The organism is Ramlibacter albus (assembly GCF_014297445.1).
In the GTDB taxonomy this organism is placed as follows: Bacteria; Pseudomonadota; Gammaproteobacteria; order Burkholderiales; family Burkholderiaceae_C; genus Ramlibacter; species Ramlibacter albus.
Genome location: NZ_JACORU010000015.1, coordinates 51954 through 70041, shown reverse-complemented (window position 1 = coordinate 70041; position 18088 = coordinate 51954). Strand labels below are relative to the sequence as shown.

Below are 18088 nucleotides of genomic sequence, written 5' to 3'. Positions count from 1 at the left end.
GCGCTTTTCAGTGCAGCCGTAGCACCGGCCAGCGCCGCTCCACCGCCACCTTTGCCAGCTTTGCATCAGGGTTCACCACCACCGGCTGCCGCGCGGCTGCGAGCAGCGGCAGGTCGTTGATCGAGTCGCTGTAGGCGGTGCTGTCGCACTCGTCGAAGCGGATGCCCCTGCCGGCCAGCCACTCGTGCAGCCGCGTCACCTTGCCTTCGCGCATGTTGAGGGTGCCGGTGGTGCGGCCGGTGAAAGTGCCGGCGGCTTCCTCCAGCTCGGTGGCGATGAGGTGCTGCACCTCCAGCGCCTGCGCGGTGAGCTCGGTGAGATAGCGGTTGGTGGCCGTGGTGAGCACGACTAGGTCGCCGTCGCGCAGGTGCCGCCGCACGAGCTCGCGGGCACCGTCGGGGATGCGCGGCAGGATCACGTTCACGAGAAAGGCTTGACGCACGGGTTCCCAGTGCGCGCGCGTGCGGCCCGCAAGCGTCTCGGCATAGAAATTGGCGAAGTCAGCGACGGGCACGGTACCCGCGCGGTAACCCTCATCCATCGCCTCGTTGCGCGCGGAGAACTGCGCGCGGTCGAGGATGCCGCGGTCCATCAGGTAGTCGCACCACAGCACGTCGGTGTCGCCCGCGAGCAGGGTGTTGTCCAGGTCGAAGAGGGTGAGCTTCATGGCGAGCGCAGGTGCCACGCCTTCGGCCGCGTGAAGGTCTGGATGCCGTAGCGCGAGAGCGTGAGGCCCACGCCGGAATCGCCCACGCCGCTCCACGGCAAGCGCGGGCTCACGCGGTCGCAGCAGTTCCAGTAGACGCTGCCTGCTCGCACCTGCGCGAGCAGGCGCCGCGCACGCTGCTCGTCGCGCGTGTACACGCCAGCCGTGAGGCCGTAGTGCGTGTCGTTCATCAGCTTCACGGCCTCGTCGTCACCGGAAACCTTCTGGATGCCGATGACGGGGCCGAAGCTCTCTTCGCGCATCAGCTCCATCGAGTGGTCCACGTTCGAGAGCACGGTGGCCTCGAACCAGTTGCCGGGGCCGCTGCCGCGCTTGCCGCCTGCGAGCAGCTTGGCGCCGCGCGATTGCGAGTCGTTCACCTGCCGCTCCAGCACCTCCAGCTGCGGGGCGCGCGTGATCGCGCCGATGTACGTGTCCTCGCTCGACGGGTCGCCCATGCGGTACGACTTCACCGTCTGCACGAAGTGGTCGACGAAGACGTCGTGCACCTTCTCGTGCACGTAGATGCGCTCCACGGAGCAGCAGCTCTGGCCGGTGTTGTACATGGCGCCATCGGCGAGCGACTCCGCGGCGGCTTTGACGTCCACGTCCTCGCAGACGTAGGTGGGGTCCTTGCCGCCCAGCTCCAGCTGCAGCTTGACCAGCCGGTTGCCGACTGCGTCCGCGATGCGCTTGCCGGTGGCGACGGAACCGGTGAAGAACACACCGTCCACCTGCTGCTGGAGCAGCGCGGTGCCCACGTCGCCTGCTCCGATGAGGCAAGCCATCACGTCCTTCGGCACGCCGGCCTCGTGCAGCAGGCGCGCGATCTCCATTCCGGTCATCGCTGCGTACTCGGACGGCTTGTACAGCACCGCATTGCCCGTCAACAGCGCGGGCAGGATCACGTTGCAGCCGACGAACCAGGGGTAGTTCCACGCGGAGATGTTCGCCACGAGGCCCAAGGGCTCGTGCCGGATCTCCTCGCGCATGCCGCCTTCGTCGTAGACCTTCTCGGCGTCGACGGCCTCCTGCGTTTCCTTCAGGAAGAAGTCGATGCGCGGCAGCAGCCCGTTGAGCTCGTTGCGCGACATCTTGATCGGCTTGCCCGTCTCGCGTGTCATCGTCACGGCGAGCTTCTCCAGGTCGCGCACCACGCCCGCGCGGAACCGCTCGACGCAGCCCATGCGCTCGGCCAGGGGCTTCGCAGCCCATGCAGGCTGTGCAGCGCGCGCGGCCTGCGCCTTCGCCGCAACCGACGAAGCATCGTCGGCGGGCAGCGAAGCGATCTTCTCCCCGTTCGCGGGGTTGAACACGTCCAGAGTTTTCATTTCTTGCGGGCCGCGCTCGCGGCGTCCAGGAAGTCCCGCAGCAGCGGGGTGTCGTCCACCACGCCGAGCTCGGCATTGTGGAATTCGGGGTGCCACTGCACGCCGGCGATCCAGCGGTCGCCTTCGTGGCGGATGGCTTCGATGATGCCGTCGTCCGGCGACGTCGCCTCGACGACAAAGCCTTCGGCCAGGTCCTTGATGGCCTGGTGGTGGATGCTGTTGATGCGGTGGCGCCGCTCGCCCAGCAGCGTCTCGAGCCGCGTGCCGGGCACGATGTCGACCTCGTGGAAGTTGAGGTCGTACACGTCGCGGTCGCGGTGCACGAGCGGCGTGCCCGTCTGCGTGGCGAGGTCCTGGTACAGCGTGCCGCCGTGCGCCACGTTGATCAGCTGCAGGCCGCGGCAAATCCCGAACACGGGCTTGCCGGCGTCGCTGAACGCGCGCACCAGCGCCATCTCGTACTCGTCGCGCACCTTGTCGCCGGCCCAGTCGGGGTGCAGCGGCTGCTCGCCATAGCTCGTGGGCGAGACGTCGGCGCCGCCGTGCATGACCAAGCCGTCCAGCTCGCGGGCGTAGTCGTCCAGCGTGACGTCGCCGCGCGCAGTCTCACCCGAAGGCGAGGGGATCATGAAAGCCAGCGCGCCTTCGGACATCACCCAATGCGCGGTGGAGCGCTCGATGAACAGCAGTGTCTTTTTCGGTGCGGCCACGCGCTTCGGGTCCGGGTGCATGAAGCACGCGCTGATGCCGATCTTCAACCGTGACATGGCGATCAACTACAGGGCGGCTTCGAACAACCGCTGGAAGTCGGCCGCGGTGCACGGCCGCGGATTGGTCTGGTGGCAGATGTCCTGCGTGGCGATCTCCACCAGCCGCGGCAGCTGTGCCGGCTTCACCCCATGCGCGGACAGCGGGCCGCGGATGCCGACGCTTTCCTTCAGCGCCTTGAGCCACGGCACGAAGGCCTTGCCGCCGCCGGCTACCTTGCACACGTGCGCGAGCTCCTCGAACTTCTCCGGCACGGCCTCGTAGTTCCACGCAAGCACGGTGTCGATCATCAGCGCATTCGCCAGCCCATGGTGCAAGTCGCACACCGCGCCCAGCGCATGCGCGCAGGAGTGCACGGCGCCCAGGTCCTTCTGGAAAGCAATCGCGCCCATCATCGATGACATCATCATGTCGCTGCGAGCGTTGATGTTCGAGCCGTCCTTCACCGCCGTGGCCAGCGAGCGCGCGGCGATGCGCGTGCCTTCCAGCGCGATGCCGTCGCACAGCGGGTGGTAGGCCGGCGAGAGGTAGCTCTCGATGTTGTGCGTCAGCGCGTCCATGCCGGTCGCGGCCGTCACGTTGGGCGGCAGGCCCAGCGTGAGCTCGGGGTCGGCGAATACCTTCTTCGCCAGGATGCGCGGGCTGAAGATCACGCGCTTGAGGTGCGTGTCGTCCTCGCTGATCACCGAGGAGCGGCCCACTTCCGAACCGGTGCCCGAGGTCGTGGGCAGCGCGATGAAGTAGGGCAGGTCCTTGGTGATCGCGCGCACCTTCGGGTGGTCCCACGCGTACTCGAGGATGTCGCCGGCATGGGTCGCAGCGAGGCCCACCACCTTCGCGACGTCCAGCGCCGCGCCGCCGCCGAACCCGATCACGCAATCCGCGCCGTGCTGCTGGTACACCACCGCGCCTTCCATCACCTGGCTGGCGGTCGGGTTGCCGAACACGCCGCCGTAGACCTGAACGTCCAGCCCTTTGAGGTGCGTGCGGAACTCGGCGAGGATCGGCATCGTCACGAGCGCGCGGTCGGTGACGATCAGCGGCCGGCGCAGGCCCTGGTCGCGCAAATGCCCAGCGGCCTCGCGGCGCGCGCCGGGGCCGAAACTGATGGGGGTGGGGAAAGCGAAGTTCGAGAGGCTCATCGCGTCAACCTGTAGATGAATAGGGCCGCGCGCACGGCGGCACGTTCGATGGAGGCGATCTCCATGTCCTCGTCGTCGGTATGCGCGCCGTTGCCGGCAACGCCGAGGCTGTCGATGCCGGGGATGTAGGGCGCGACGAACTGGATGTCGCCCGCGCCACGCGACGCCGGGTCACCGGCGACGAAACCGCCGAGGCCCAGGTCTTCGCTGGCCCTGGAGTACTGGCGCAGCAGTTCCATGCCGGCCTCGGTGGGCGGCATCGGCGGGTAGGTTTCGGAGAAGGTGATGGTCGCCGTGGTGCCGGGCAGGTTGGCCGCCACGATCGCGCGCATGCGCTGCCGGGCGCGCTCGCCCTGCTCGGGTGTCAGGTAGCGCATGTCGCCGCGCACCGTCAGGTCGCGCGGGATGACGTTGCCCTTGCCGAACGCCGTGCCGGTCGCCGTCGCGTCGTCGTAGCTCACGTTGGTGCCCGCCAGCATCACGCCCACGTTGAAGGTCAGGTTCGGTTCGACCAGCTGCTCGCGGAAGGCGTTGAGGATGCGGGCACCCTCGTAGACGGCGCCGTAGCCCAGCGCCGGCGTGAACACGCGCGACGAGTGCCCCGGCCGGGCCCTGACCGTGAGCGTCCAGCCGCCGTTGGAGCGCCGGCTGATGCTCGCGCCCTGCACGTGCCCGAGCGGCGGCCCGCCTTCGAAAGACAGCGCGGCATCACTGCGTTTGGCCAGTTCCACCATCGGGGCCCGCGAGCGCTCGATGGGTCGCCCCACACGCTCCTCGTCGCCGGTCAGCATCACCGCGATGCGTGCGCCGTCGAGCACGCCCACCGCCTGCAGGGCACGCAGCGCTTCGATCATCACGACGTTGCCGCCCTTCATGTCGCCCACGCCCTGGCCGCGCACGCGGTCGCCGCGGCGTTCCCACAGCGCGACCGAACTGTCCTTCTCGAACACCGTGTCCATGTGGCCGAGCAGCAGCAGCCGCTTGCCGCGTGTGCCCTCGCGTTCCGCGACGAGGTGGCCGCCGCGTTGCATTTCGGGCGGCATGTCGACCCAGCGCGTCTTGAAACCCAGCGCGTCGAATTCGGCCCGGAACACCTTGCCCACCTCGCGTACGCCGTCGGGATTGAGCGAGCCGCTGTTGATCCGCACCGACCGCTCCAGCAGCTCCACCGCCTGCGGCATGCGCGACTTCACCGCCGCGACGATCCGCTGCTCCGTCTCGTTCAGCTGGGCATGCGCCGCGAGAGCGATGGTCGCGAGTGCCGCGAACAGGGCGATCCGTCTCAAACTCTCCTCCGTCAGATGATCTCGAAGTAGCGCTTCATTTCCCAGTCGGTCACGGCGTCCTGCCACTGCCGCCATTCCCAGTCGCGTGTGGCGGCGAAGTGCTCGACGAACGTGTCGCCCAGCCAGTCGCGCGCGACCTCACTCTTGCTGAAGATGCGCGTGGTTTCGATGAGCGAGCGCGGCGCACGAGGGATGTTCTCCGCGCCCTGGTTGGTACCGGTGATCGGCGGCGCGGTGAGCTTCAGGCCCTTCTCCACGCCCGCCATGCCGGCCGCGATGACCGCGGCCATGCCGAGGTACGGGTTCACGTCGGCGCCGGGGCAGCGCGTTTCGAGGCGCGTCGACTTTGGCGAGCCGGCGATCACGCGGAAGCTCGCGGTGCGGTTGTCGAAACCCCACGTGGGTTTGACCGGCGCCCAGAAGCCGTCCACCAGCCGCTTGTAGCTGTTGATGGTGGGCCAGAACATCGGCGCGAACTCCATGAGGAAGGCCACCTGCCCGGCGAGATAGCTCTCGAAGAGCGGGCTCATGCTGCCGCGCCCCTTGGCGTCGAAGAACTTGTTGCCGCTGCCGTCCGACAGGCTCTGGTGGATGTGCCCACTGCAGCCGGGGTACTGCTGGCTCCACTTCGCCATGAAGCTGGGCATGATGCCGTAACGCTTGCCGATCTCCTTGGCGCCGGTCTTGAAGAGGATGGCGCGGTCGGCGTTTTCCAGCGCGCTGCAGAACGCGATGGCGACTTCGTACACGCCGGGGCCGGTCTCGGTATGCAGGCCCTCGATCGGCACGTTGAACGCGAGCATGTCGTCCATCAGCGCGTTGAAGAACTCGCGGTTGTCCGCCATGCGCAGCAGCGAGTAGCCGAACATGCCGGGCGTGATGGTCTGCGGGTTCACGCCCTTCTTCTCGGCCCAGCTCTGCGGCGTCTCGCGGAAGTTGAACCATTCGAACTCGAAGCCGCACATGGGCTGGAAGCCCAGCTTGTCCGCGCGCGCCAGCACTCGCCTGAGCGTCTGCCGCGGGCAGATGGGCGAGGGCGTGCCGTCGGCATTGACGAAGTCGCCGAGGAAGAAGTCGACGTTGTTGTCCCACGGCACCTTGCGCGCGGTGTCCAGGTCCACTCGCGCGAGCGCATCCGGGAAGCCGTGGTGCCAGCCGGTGACCGTGGTGTTGTCGTAGCAGACGTCGTGGGCGTCCCAGCCGAACACCACGTCGCAGAAGCCGAAGCCGGAGTCGGCGGCGCCCTTGAACTTGTCGATGTGCAGGTACTTGCCGCGCAGGATGCCGTCGATGTCGCTGACCGCCACCTTGACCTTGGCCGCGCCGTTCTTCTCGAGCGCGGCGAGTGCCGGGTGTTTCTTCTCGTTCGCCATGGGTGGGATGCCTCCTTAGATATGCGGCGTGCCCGACTCGATGCCGAGGTCCTGCAGTGCCAGCTCGACAGCATGCACCGCCTGCTCCATCTCGTTGCGGCCGATCGCCCCGATGCAGCCTACCCGGAAAGTCTCCACCTGTGTGAGCTTGCCGGGGTACAGGATGAACCCGTGCGCCTTGGCCGCGGCATAGAAGGCCTTGAACTCGTAGCGCGGGTCGCCGGGCGCGTGGAAAGTGACGATGATCGGTGCCTGCACCGCAGGGTCGAGGAAGGGCATGAAGCCCAGCCGGCCCATGCCGTCGATGAGCGTGCGGTAGTTGTCGGTGTAGCGGGCCAGGCGCGCGGGCTGGCCGCCTTCGGCCTCGAACTGCGCGATGGCCTCGGCGAGCGCCACCACCACGTGCGTCGGCGGCGTGAAGCGCCACTGGCCCGTCTTCTCCATGTACACGTACTGGTCGTGCAGGTCCATGGCGAGCGACTGGCTCTGGCCGGCGCACTTGTCGAGGATGGCCTTGCGCAGGAAGACGAAGCCCATGCCGGGCACGCCTTCAAGGCACTTGCCGCTGGCCGCGATGAGCGCGTCGAAGCGCGTTTCGCGTGCGTCGATGGGCAGTGCGCCGAAGGAGCTCATCGCGTCGACGATCAGGCCCTTGCCGTGGCTCGCGCACACCTCGGCCACCAGCGGCAGCGGGTTGAGCACGCCGGCGCCGGTTTCGCAGTGGATCATCAGCACGTGGGTGATGCTGGTGTCTTCCTTCAGCTTGGCGGCGAGGGCGGGGGGCGATACCTGCTCGGCGTCGTCGAATGCGAGGACCGTGCACTTGCGGCCCATCATCGACGTGAGTTTCGCGGCGCGCTTGCAATACGCGCCGTTGTCCAGCACGAGGACGTGGCCGTCGCGCGGCACCACGGTTGCCACGGCGGCTTCGACGCTGAAAGTGCCGCTGCCTTGCAGGGGCACGACGACGTGGCTCGACTCGGCGTGGATGATCTTCAGCAAGCTGGCGCGCACGCGCGCGGTGACGGCGTTGAAGTCGGCGTCCCACGAGCCCCAGTCGCGCAGCATCGCAAGCTTGGTGCGCAGCGTGGTGGTCAAAGGGCCTGGGGTCAGCAGGATGTGGTCGCGGTCCATACTTTTCTCCTCAACGCACTCGCCAGGCCTGCGTGCGGCGGTTGATCCACCATGCCAGCGCCATGAACAGCAATGTGGCCACGCTCGACGCAGCGGCGATCAGCACCGCCATGGCAGCGGCCGCGCCGATCTCGCCGGCTTCGTCCAGGTTCAGGATGGCGATGGACGCCACCTTGGTTTCCGGCGAGTAAAGGAACACCACCGCCGAGATCGTCGTCATCGCGTTCACGAAGAAGTAGCGGGCGATGTCGACGAGGGCGGGCGAGCAGATCGGCACCGTCACGCGCCAGAACGTCTTGTAGAACGGCACCTTAAGCGATGCGCTCACCGCTTCGAACTCGTGGTCCAGCGCCTTGAGCGCCGTGACGGCGGTGAGATGACCCGTCGTGTAGAAGTGCACGATGGTGCAAAGGGTCAGCAGCGCGAGCGTGTGGTACAGCGTGTTGAGAGGGTTCGCGGGCGCATTGAAGAAGAAGATGTAGCCCAGGCCCAGCACCAGCCCCGGCACGGCCATGGGGAGCATCGCGAGCAGCTTGACGAGCGTGCGCAGCGGACCGCCGGCTTTCGACTTCTCCAGCAGGTACGCACCGCAGAACACCAGCGCCGTGCCGAACACCGCAGTGCCCGCGGCCATCTTCAGGCTGTTGACGAAGGCTTCGCCGACTTCGGCGTCGACCAAGCCCATGACGTAGTGCCGCAGGCTCGGCGTGAGCTTGTACGGCCAGAAGCTCGCGAACGACGCGAAGATCGCCATGCCCAGCATCGCCAGCACCAGGAAGGCGATGACCGAGCAATATGCCGTCATCGCTGCGTCGTACTTGGGCGAGCGCTTGGGCGAGTACGGCACCGCACGCGCGGTGAGCATCGCGGTCTGGCGGCGGCTGACGTAGTTGTCGACGCCGAAAGTGACCACGGCCGGCACGAGCAGCAGCAGCGCGACGACCGCGCCCTTGGCGAAGTCCTGCTGGCCGATCACGAGCTTGAACACGTCCGTGGCCAGCACGTTGAAGCTGCCGCCGATCACCTTGGGGATGCCGAAGTCGGTGACGACGAGCGTGAAGGTGACGAGCGCCGCGGAGATCAGGCCGTACTTCGCACCGGGCAGCGTGATCGTGAAGAACTTGCGCGCGGCGGAAGTGCCCATCGCGTCCGCAGCTTCGTACAGGCGCGCGTCGGCGAGCGACAGCGCCGTCACGAGGATCATCAATGCGTGCGGGAATACGGCGAAGCACTCGGCCACCACGATGCCCGGCGCGCCGTAAATCTCGTTGATGCCCACCGCCTGCATCCACGACTTGAGCAGCCCCTGGTTGCCGAACCAGTAGATCAGGGAGATGGCCGACAGCAGCGACGGCGCGAGCAGCGGGATCAGGGTGATGCCGCGGAAGAGTGGCTTGAAGGGCATCCACGAGCGCGTGAGCGCATACGCGAAGCCGAACGCCAGCGGCACCGCAATGATCGTGACGAGCGCGGACACCCAGAAGCTGTTCCACGCGCTTTGCAGCAGCGCGGGCGTCTGCGCATACTCGATGAAGTTGGCCAGCCCGACGAACTCGGCCTGCTTGCCTTCGAGCGACTGCACGAGGATGGCGCCGAGCGGGAAGGCGAGGAACGCGACCAGCACCGCCGCGATCACGAACAACGCCGCGTGGGGCAGGTACTCGTGCCACGTGGAGGCAGGAGGGGCCCAACCCACGGAGCGTGGCGCCTCCAATCGCTCCTCCATCATCAGAACACCTTCAGCCGTTCCGGCATCAGGCGAAGCTTCAGCGACGACCCCACGGAAAGCGACTGCTCGGACAGGTAGTTGAGCGACAGGTACACCGTCAACCGGCTCGGCTCGATGGCCGGGGAACACACGTGCACGTGGCAATACGAGCCGAGGAACTCGATCTTCTCGATGTTGGCGTCGAACACGTGCTCGTCACCGTCGGCAATCGGCCGCGCGAGCACGTCTTCGGGCCGCAGGTAAACGCGCGCCTCGCCGTCGTTCGCCTTGTACGGAATGGCCAAAGTGCCGAAGCGCAGCTCGCCATTGGCCACGCGCGCGGGCAGCACATTCACCTTGCCGACGAAGTCCGCCACGAAGGGAGACGTAGGCTCGCGGTACACCTCCAGCGGCGTGCCCACCTGCTCGATCTTGCCGTGGTTCATGACCACGATGCGGTCGGCCACCGACAGTGCCTCTTCCTGGTCGTGCGTGACCATGATCGTCGTCACGCCCACCTTCTGCTGCAGCGCCCTGATCTCCTGCCGCAGGCGCACGCGCTCTAGCGCATCGAGGGCCGAAAGCGGCTCGTCCAGCAGCAGCAGGCCGGGCGACGTCGCGAGCGCGCGCGCCAGCGCGATGCGCTGCTGCTGCCCGCCGGACATCTGCGCGGGGTACTTGGCCTCGCAGCCGGGCAGCCCCACCAGCTTGAGCAGTTCCGCCACGCGCTGCGCCACCTGGGCCTTGGGCGTGCGGCGGTTCACCAGCCCGTAGGAGACGTTGTCCGCGATGGTGAGGTTGGGGAAGAGCGCGTAGCTCTGGAAGACGATGCCGTAGTCGCGCTGCGCGGGCGGCAGCCGCGAGATGTCGCGGCCGGCCTGCCACACCTCGCCGCCCGTCTGCTCCTCCAGCCCCGCGATGATGCGCAGCAAGGTGGTCTTGCCGCAGCCCGAGGGGCCGAGGAAGCAGACGAACTCGCCCTTCTGGATGGTGAGCTCGATGTCCGCAAGGGCGGTGAACCCACCGAACTGCTTGCGAACGTGCCGGAGTTCAAGAAAGGTTTCCGTCACCGTTTTTCGGACTTCGCGTTGTAGCGGTTGTTCCACTCCGTGAGGATACGGTCACGCTCGGCGGCGGCAAAGTCGAAGTTCATCTTGATCAGCCGCTGCTCGTAGTCCGGCGGGATGTTGGCCAGCTTCGGCGCCACGCCCGGCTGCGCCGTCAGCGCGAAGTTCTTGCCGTACAGCAGCATCGCGTCCTTGCTCGACGCCCAGTCGGCAAGCTTCTTCGCCGCGTCCAGCTTCTTCGTGGTCTTCATGATGGCGAACGCTTCGAGGTCCCAGCCCAGGCCTTCCTTGGGGAACACGAGGTCGATCGGCGCGCCCTTGGCCTTGTTGCTGTGGCCGCGGTATTCGAACGAGATGCCGACCACGTATTCGCCGGCGGCCGCCATGTTGCAGGGCTTGCTGCCCGAGTGCGTGTACTGCGCGATGTTCTCGTGCAGGCCGTCCATGTACTTCCAGCCGCCGCCCTTGCCCTTGTCGTCGCCCCACATCTGCAGCCACGCCACCACGTCGAAGTAGCCGGTGCCGGACGACGCCGGGTTGGGCATCACCACCTGGCCCTTGTAGACGGGCTTGAGCAGGTCCTTCCACGTCTCGGGCTTCGGGATGTTGCGCTTCTGCGCCTCCACGGTGTTGAAGCAGACCACCGCGCCGAACACGTCCATGCCCCACCACGCGGGCGGCTTCTTCTTGTCGCGGTACTGGCTCATGATCGCGTCGAGGTTCAGCGGCGCGTACCCCTGCAGCATGCCGTTCTGGTCCAGCAGCGCGAGGCTGGATGCCGCGACGCCCCACACCACGTCGGCCTGCGGGTTCGCCTTTTCGGCTAGCAGCTTCGCGGTGATGACACCGGTGGAGTCGCGCACCCACTTGATGTCGATGTCCGGGTTGACCTTGTTGAAGCCCTCCTGGTAGGCCTTCAACTGGTCGGTCTCCAGCGCGGTGTAGACGAGCAGCTGGGTCTTCTGCGCGAAGGCGGGGGCGGCGGCGAGCAGCGCGGCGGCGGCAAAGGCGAGGGACAGCGAGCGCATGGGCTTTTTTCCTTGGGTTGGCGAGTGGGAAAAGAGAGCTGGACGATTTAACGTCCAGCGAAAAAACATGTCAATTGTTAGTTGCAGATTGTTGACAAAGCCGGAATGTGATCCAATCGTCGTATGACCGCCGCCTCCATGCACCCGACCATCGCACTGCTGCAGAGCAGCTCGCTCACGACCGTGGTGCAGCAGGAGATCGAGCGCGCCATCCTCGCGGGCGAGTACCCGCCGGGCAGCAAGCTGATCGAGCAGACGCTCGCCGAGAAGATGGGCGTGTCGCGCGGCCCGGTGCGGGAGGCGTGCCGCATGCTGGAGGAAGCGGGGCTGCTGCGCAACGAGAAGAACCGCGGCGTGTTCGTGCGCGACATCCCGATCGAGGAGGCGGTGGAGATCTTCGACCTGCGCGCCGCGATGGACGAACTCGTCGGCCGGCGCCTGGCCGAGAACATCAAGCCGGCGCAGCTGAAGGAGATCCGCGAGCTGGTGGATTCCATGGAAAAGGCCGTGAAGGCCGAGGATGCGCGCAACTATCACCTGCTGAATTTGCGGTTTCATGACAGGCTGGTGGAGATGGCGGGCAACAGCAAGCTCACCACCATCTACCGCAAGTTGATCAAGGAGCTGTCGCTGTTCCGGCGGCTCAATCTTGCCGATGGGTGGCTGATGCCGATCTCCGCGGGCGAGCATCGTGCGATCGTGAAGGCGATCGCGTCGGGTGATGCGGAAGCTGCGGGGCGTGCCATGTTCGACCACGTGATGGAAAGCAAGGAGCGGACCATCCAGAACCATATGCAGCGGCAGGCTGCGCCTGCGCCGGCGGCAAAGGCGGCGAAAGCTCGTTGAGCTGATCAACCTTTGTCGGCTTTGCCGGCCGCCGCGGCGAACTTCGCGAGGCGCGTGTCGATGAAGGAGGGCGCTTGCCCGTTGTCCTCTGCCGACTCCTTGCGGCGTATGGCATCCCTCACCACGATCGACCCGATGAAGCGGATCGGCTCCGGCGGAAACTTCCCGAGCGGCCCGCGCACGAGCGGGCTGCGCGTCCACTCGTTGTCGATGCCGAGCGCGAGCGACGAGAGGATCTCGCCGCCCATGCGGCTGGGCGCCACGCCGTTGCCTGAGTAGCCGAAGCCGTAGAACACATTGGGCCGGTTGCGCAGCCGCCCAAAGAAGGGCAGGCCCGTCACCGAGCGGTCCGACGCGCCGTTCCAGCTGGCGGCGAGCGGCACATCGGAGAGCTCCGGGATGAAGCGCTTCACGCGTGCCGCGAGGTCGTCGCGATACGGCGACGGCTGGTCGAACACCGGCAGCATCCGCCCGCCGTACGCGAACGTGTTGCCGCCCTTGCCGAACATCAGCCGGCCGTCGGCGGCGCTGCGGTAGTAGTGCACGAAGATGCGCGAGTCGAGCACCGAGATGCCGCCGTCGAGGCCACTTGCCTGCAACTGCGCGGCAGCCGGCTCGGTGATGACCATGTCGCTGGAGACGATCGCGATGCTGCGCTCGAACTCGCGGAACGTGCCGGCCATCCAGGCGTTGATGGCGATGACCACCGTGTCGGCGGTGACGCTTCCACGCGGCGTCCGCACCACGGCTGTCCCGGCGGCTCCGGCTGTCATTGCGGGCTCGACCCGCAATCCATCGTCGAGCGCCACCATCCTCGTGTTCTCGTGCAGCCTGACGCCGAGCTGCAACGCCACCCGCCGCAACCCGCGCACCAGCTTGCCCGGCTGCACCGTCGCAGCCATCGGCGAGAACCAGCCTTCGAGGTGCAACTTCGACCCGCCGCGCCGCTGCACCTCCTCCACCGGCAGCTTCGTCCAGCTGGACGCATCGCGCTCGCGCAACGCAGCCACGACGGCATCCGACGCCCCCACCTGCGCAGGCGCACTCGCGGTGAACAGCGTGCCATGCCGCCGCCACTCGCACTCGATGCCGTGCGCCTCGCAGAAGGCCTCGATGTCCAGCACGGCCTGCTCGGAAGCGCGCACCAGCCGCACCGCCTCCGCATCGCCATACAGCCGCTGCAAGGTGAAGAACTTGGTCGACCAGGTGAGCGCGCATCCGCCGTTGCGGCCGCTCGCACCGGCGCCGCAGACGTCGGCCTCGATCACCACGATGTCGAGCTCCGGCTTCGCCTTCTTGGCGAGGATGGCGGTCCACAAGCCGGTGAAGCCGCCACCGACGATGCACAGTTGCGCGCGCGTGTCGCCTTCGAGCGCGGGCGCGGCGGCGGCGTCTTCGCAGGCCAGCGCCTGCGCGATCCAGTAAGGGCGCGGCATCGGCTTACTTCGCAGCAACCGTCGAGGACTGCTTCTCTTGCGCAGCCCGCTGCGCGCAGCGCGCCAGCAGCGGCAGGTAGTCCGCCAATGCAGGTGTCTTCAAGCCGGCCACCTTCGCTTCGTCGTCCCACAAGCGCAGCGATACCGCCGCTTCCGCATGGGGGTTCTGCCCGAAGGCTTCGACCTCCTGCGCCGTGAACGCACCGCCCTGCAGCACGAGGCTGCGTTGCGAATCGGCCGACAGCGCGGCCTGGTACCCGGGCCGCGTGGCGCAGAGATACCGCTTCGCGGCCACATGCAGCCGCACCGGCTCGCTCACCGCCCGCCCGAACAGCGGCTTGAGGAAGTGCGCCCCATGGAACTGATGCTGGTCGTCGATGCCGCGCTCGGTGGGGCTCTCGCCCTGGTCGTTGACGAGGTGGCCGATGTCGTGCAGCAGCGCCGCGGCGACGAGCGCGTCGTCCGCGCCTGCTGCTTGCGCCAGGGCAGCGCTTTGCAGCGCGTGCTCCAGCTGCGTCACGGGCTCGCCGCTGTAGGCGCGGTCTCCCAATTCACGAAAGAGGGCCTCGATGCGTTCGATGCTCATGACCGGCTTCACCACGGCAGCGAATACGTCTTGGTGTTGCAGAAGCTCTTCATCGCCTCGAGCACACCTTCCTTGTAGCCCAGGCCGGAGTCCTTGATGCCGCCGAAAGGCGTCATCTCCAGCCGGTAGCCGGGCACCTCGCGCACGTTGACCGTGCCGACGTTGAGCTCCTGCACGGCGCGCGTGATGTAGTCCAGGCGGTTGGTGCAGATGGCGCTCGAGAGCCCAAAAGCGGTGCCATTGGCGATGCGCATCGCGTCCTCGAAATCCTTGAAGCGGATCACGGGCGAGACGGGGCCGAAGGTTTCCTCGCGCACCACCGTCATCTCCGGCCGCACGTTGTCCAGCACGGTGGGCGAGTAGAGCGCGCCGCGGCGCACGTTGCCGGCGAGCAGCTTCGCGCCTTGGGCAATGGCTTCGTTCACGCGCGATTCGAACAGCTTGGCTGCGGGCTCGTCGATCACCGTGCCCATGTCGGTCTTCGGATCGAGCGGGTCGCCGTACTTCACGGCTTTCGTCTTCTCGACGAGCAGTTCCACGAACCTGTCCGCCACCGCCTCGTGCACCAGCATGCGCTTGACGGCCGTGCAGCGCTGCCCCGAGTTCTTGTACGACCCGGCTGCCGCCAGCGTCGCCGCTTCGTCGATGTCGGCGTCCTCCATCACGATGATCGGGTCGTTGCCGCCCAGCTCCAGCACCTGGCGCTTGTACGCCGCCTTGGCCGCGATGTACTTGCCGATGGCGACGCCGCCGGTGAACGTCACGAGGTCCACCGCGTCGCTGGTGAGCATCTCGTCCGCGATCTCGCGCGGGTCGCCGGTCACCACGCTCAGCATTTCCGGGGGCAGCCCCGCCTCGTACAGGATGTCGGCCAGCGCGTAGGCGGCGAGCGGCGTCTTCTCGCTCGGCTTGAGCACCACGCGGTTGTTCGTGGCCACGGCGGGCGCCACCTTGTGGATCACCTGGTTCAATGGGTGATTGAAAGGTGTGATCGCCGTGATCGCGCCCAGCAGCGGCTCCTTGAGCGTGTACACCTTGCGGCTCTTGCCGTGCGCCGTGAGGTCGCACGAGAACACCTGCCCGTCATCGACGAGCGACTGGTTGGCCGCGAAGAGCAGCACGTCGCTCGCACGGCCCACTTCGTACTGCGTGTCCTTCAGGCACAGGCCGCTTTCCAGCGTGATCAGCCGTGCGATCTGGTCGCGGCGCGCGGCGACGATCTCGCCCGCCTTCATCAGGATGCGATAGCGCTCGTGGCGCGTGAGCTTGGCGCGGTACTCGCGGGCGATCTTCAGCGCGCGCTGCACGTCGGCGAGCGTGGCCTTGGGCACGGTGGCGACGAGCTCGCCCGTGTACGGGTGGCGCACTTCGATGACGCGGTCGCGGCTGACTTTCTCGCCGGCGATGCGCAGCGACTCATGCAACACGGGTTGTTCGGCAAGCAGGGCGGACATGGGCGGTGGGTCTCCGGTTCTTCAGCAGGCGAGGTTGAGGCCGAGTTCGAATGCGTCGAAATTGCGCCAGCGGCGGTCGGCCGGCTGCGCAGGCACTGCACGGTTGATGACCAGCGGCACGCGCTGCTCCGACACACCACCGTGCGAGCGCAGCGGCACGTCGAGCGCGCTCAGGTCGTGGCGTTCGGCGCTCGTGCCGATCACCGTGTCCTGCCGCGACACGATGACGAGGTCGCCGACGCGGTCGAAGGGCAGCTCGAAGTGGTCGCATGCCGCGAGGCGCGACAGCGCCATCTCCACGCCGGGCAGGGCTGCGATGCGCTCGCGCACCGCTTCGGCATTCACGTCCGGCGGCAGGTAGACCACCGCGAACGAACCGAGCGCGCCGTGGTGCACGACATACGGGTCGGTGATGGGCAGGATCACGCGCGCGGCGTCCTCGCCCAGCCAAGCGTCGAGCTGGTCCTGCAGGTAGATGACATTGGGTTGGCCGTCGGCGCCGTGCTTGGCGTTCATGCCATGGTCGGCCGTGAGCACGATCGTGGCGCCCAGGGCGTCGAGCGCCGCCAGGTTGCGGTCCATCATCGCGTAGAAGTCGTTGGCCACCTTCGTCCCCGGCGCCGCCTTGTGCTGGATGTAGTCGGTGGTGGAAAGGTACATCAAGTCGGGCCGTTCGCGCTGCATCAATTTGACACCCGCCACGAACACGAACTCCGACAGCTCCGCGCTGTACACCGAGGGCAGGGGCATGCCGACGAAGTCCAGCAGGTTGTCGATGCCGTTCTCGGCCAGCGTCGCCTGGTCGGCCTTCTCGGCGGAGAAGCAGATGCCCTGCATCTCGTGCCCCAGCAGCTTGCGCAGCTTGTCCTTGGCCGTGACCACCGCGACGCGCGCGCCCGCATTCGAGAACGCCGCGAGGATGGTGCCCGCGCGCAGGTAGCGGGGGTCGTTCATCATCACTTCCTCCCCGCGCTCGCGGTCGAAGAAGTAGTTGCCGCAGATGCCGTGCACCGAGGGCGGCACGCCGGTGACGATGGACAGGTTGTTGGGGTTGGTGAAGCTGGGGATCACGCAGTCGGCAAGGTACGCGGTGCCGCCGCCCCCCACCAGCTTGCCGAGGAAGGGCGCCACGCCCGCGGCCACGGCGGCCGTGATGTATTCGTATTGGCAGCCGTCGACGCAGACCACGACGACGGGTTGGTCGCGCCACGTATAGCTGCGCTCGTTGACGGTGATGGTGGGTTTCATGAGGCTGGATTAAAACCGCGATTTTGCAAATTGTCAACAATTGACAGAAGGCATTCGGCGATCTACGATCAATCCGCAGTCGAATCCCCGACCCGAGGAGCACCGTTGGAAACCGAAGTCACGCATACCGCGCTCGCCATCGAGGGCGTGCACAAGCAATTCGAGCGCTTCACCGCGCTGCGCCGCATCGACCTGGCGGTGCGCCATGGCGAGATGCTCTGCCTGCTGGGCCCCTCGGGCTGCGGCAAGACCACGCTGCTGCGCATCATCGCGGGGCTGGAGACGCAAAGCGGCGGCCGCATCCTGCAGAACGGCCGCGACATCTCGTGGCTGCCGCCGAGCAAGCGCGACTACGGCATCGTGTTCCAGAGCTACGCGCTGTTCCCGAACATCACCGTCGCGGAGAACATTGCGTACGGGCTGGTGAACCGCAAGGTGCCGAAGCAATTGGTGGACGATCGCATCACCGAGCTGCTGGAGCTCGTGGGGCTGCCGGGCGCGGGCGGCAAGTACCCGAGCCAGTTGTCGGGCGGGCAGCAGCAGCGGGTGGCGCTGGCGCGTGCGCTTGCCACATCGCCGCGGCTGCTGCTGCTCGACGAGCCGCTGTCGGCGCTCGACGCGCTGGAGCGCGTGCGCCTGCGCGGCGAGATCCGCCGCCTGCAGCAGCAGCTGGGCGTCACCACCATCATGGTCACGCACGACCAGGAAGAGGCGCTCTCCATGGCCGACCGCATCGTCGTGATGAACCACGGCGTGATCGAGCAGGTGGGCACCACCGCCGACATCTACGAGCGGCCCGCCACGCCCTTCGTGGCGGACTTCGTCGGCAAGATGAACGTGCTGCCCGCGGTGGCGTTGGGCGATGGCCGCTTCCGCTCCGGCGACCTGGAGCTGGAATGCTCCGGGGCCGAGCGGTACGCCGCCGGCGACAACGTGCGCCTCTACGTACGGCCGATGTTCCCCACGGGGGCGGCC

15 protein-coding genes and 1 pseudogene are annotated in these 18088 nt (G+C 67.3%); 2 read left to right on the top strand and 14 right to left on the bottom strand.

Annotated elements, in window-relative coordinates; translation table 11 throughout:
• Positions 1-7: 7 nt before the first annotated feature.
• Genes H8R02_RS27180 through H8R02_RS27135 form a run of 10 tightly spaced genes read right to left on the bottom strand, consistent with a single transcriptional unit; the run spans position 8 to position 11543 of the window.
• Positions 8-667 carry an HAD family hydrolase gene (locus H8R02_RS27180; protein WP_187084673.1) on the bottom strand — a complete coding sequence of 220 codons (660 nt, stop codon included), beginning with the start codon at positions 665-667 and terminating at the stop codon, positions 8-10.
• Positions 664-2037 carry an aldehyde dehydrogenase family protein gene (locus tag H8R02_RS27175; protein WP_187084672.1) on the bottom strand — a complete coding sequence of 458 codons (1374 nt, stop codon included), beginning with the start codon at positions 2035-2037 and terminating at the stop codon, positions 664-666. Before H8R02_RS27175 ends, H8R02_RS27180 begins: the two co-directional genes overlap by 4 nt.
• Positions 2034-2804 carry a gamma-glutamyl-gamma-aminobutyrate hydrolase family protein gene (locus tag H8R02_RS27170; RefSeq protein ID WP_187084670.1) on the bottom strand — a complete coding sequence of 257 codons (771 nt, stop codon included), beginning with the start codon at positions 2802-2804 and terminating at the stop codon, positions 2034-2036. The genes H8R02_RS27175 and H8R02_RS27170 overlap by 4 nt, the downstream gene beginning before the upstream one ends.
• 9 nt (positions 2805-2813) lie before the next feature.
• Positions 2814-3947, bottom strand: coding sequence for an iron-containing alcohol dehydrogenase (locus H8R02_RS27165; protein ID WP_187084668.1), 1134 nt, complete (start codon positions 3945-3947; stop codon positions 2814-2816).
• Positions 3944-5233 (bottom strand): M20/M25/M40 family metallo-hydrolase, encoded by a 1290-nt coding sequence (locus H8R02_RS27160; protein WP_255429592.1) that lies wholly within the window; start codon positions 5231-5233, stop codon positions 3944-3946. The genes H8R02_RS27165 and H8R02_RS27160 overlap by 4 nt, the downstream gene beginning before the upstream one ends.
• A gap of 11 nt (positions 5234-5244) precedes the next feature.
• Positions 5245-6606 carry a glutamine synthetase family protein gene (locus H8R02_RS27155; RefSeq protein ID WP_187084663.1) on the bottom strand — a complete coding sequence of 454 codons (1362 nt, stop codon included), beginning with the start codon at positions 6604-6606 and terminating at the stop codon, positions 5245-5247.
• A gap of 15 nt (positions 6607-6621) precedes the next feature.
• On the bottom strand, positions 6622-7740 hold the full coding sequence (locus H8R02_RS27150) for a 2-aminoethylphosphonate--pyruvate transaminase (protein WP_187084662.1): 1119 nt from the start codon (positions 7738-7740) through the stop codon (positions 6622-6624).
• A 10-nt stretch (positions 7741-7750) separates the two neighbouring features.
• Positions 7751-9466 (bottom strand): putative 2-aminoethylphosphonate ABC transporter permease subunit, encoded by a 1716-nt coding sequence (locus H8R02_RS27145; protein ID WP_187084660.1) that lies wholly within the window; start codon positions 9464-9466, stop codon positions 7751-7753.
• A gap of 2 nt (positions 9467-9468) precedes the next feature.
• Positions 9469-10518 (bottom strand): putative 2-aminoethylphosphonate ABC transporter ATP-binding protein, encoded by a 1050-nt coding sequence (locus H8R02_RS27140; RefSeq protein WP_187084658.1) that lies wholly within the window; start codon positions 10516-10518, stop codon positions 9469-9471.
• The gene (locus H8R02_RS27135; protein ID WP_187084656.1) at positions 10515-11543 is read right to left on the bottom strand and encodes a putative 2-aminoethylphosphonate ABC transporter substrate-binding protein; all 1029 of its coding nucleotides are present in this window, start codon (positions 11541-11543) and stop codon (positions 10515-10517) included. Before H8R02_RS27135 ends, H8R02_RS27140 begins: the two co-directional genes overlap by 4 nt.
• Before the next feature lie 123 nt (positions 11544-11666).
• Here H8R02_RS27135 and H8R02_RS27130 point away from each other — a divergent pair, with 123 nt between their 5' ends.
• On the top strand, positions 11667-12389 hold the full coding sequence (locus H8R02_RS27130) for a phosphonate utilization associated transcriptional regulator (RefSeq protein WP_255429591.1): 723 nt from the start codon (positions 11667-11669) through the stop codon (positions 12387-12389).
• 5 nt (positions 12390-12394) lie between these two features.
• Here the strand turns inward: H8R02_RS27130 and H8R02_RS27125 are convergent, their stop codons facing one another.
• From H8R02_RS27125 to phnA, 4 genes are read right to left on the bottom strand one after another with little or no spacing between them, the layout of a single operon-like run.
• On the bottom strand, positions 12395-13825 hold the full coding sequence (locus H8R02_RS27125; protein WP_187084655.1) for an FAD-dependent oxidoreductase: 1431 nt from the start codon (positions 13823-13825) through the stop codon (positions 12395-12397).
• Positions 13826-13829: 4 nt separating this feature from the next.
• Positions 13830-14411, bottom strand: a complete 582-nt coding sequence (locus H8R02_RS27120; protein WP_187084653.1) for a phosphonate degradation HD-domain oxygenase — start codon at positions 14409-14411, stop codon at positions 13830-13832.
• Between the two features lie 8 nt (positions 14412-14419).
• Entirely contained in the window at positions 14420-15865 is a 1446-nt protein-coding gene (gene phnY / locus H8R02_RS27115) for a phosphonoacetaldehyde dehydrogenase (RefSeq protein WP_187084651.1), read from the bottom strand.
• Between the two features lie 21 nt (positions 15866-15886).
• Positions 15887-17113, bottom strand: coding sequence for a phosphonoacetate hydrolase (phnA, locus tag H8R02_RS27110; RefSeq protein WP_187084649.1), 1227 nt, complete (start codon positions 17111-17113; stop codon positions 15887-15889).
• Between the two features lie 105 nt (positions 17114-17218).
• Here phnA and H8R02_RS27105 point away from each other — a divergent pair.
• Positions 17219-18067: pseudogene (locus H8R02_RS27105) on the top strand (putative 2-aminoethylphosphonate ABC transporter ATP-binding protein); the annotation flags it as partial.
• Between the last annotated feature and the right edge of the window lie 21 nt (positions 18068-18088).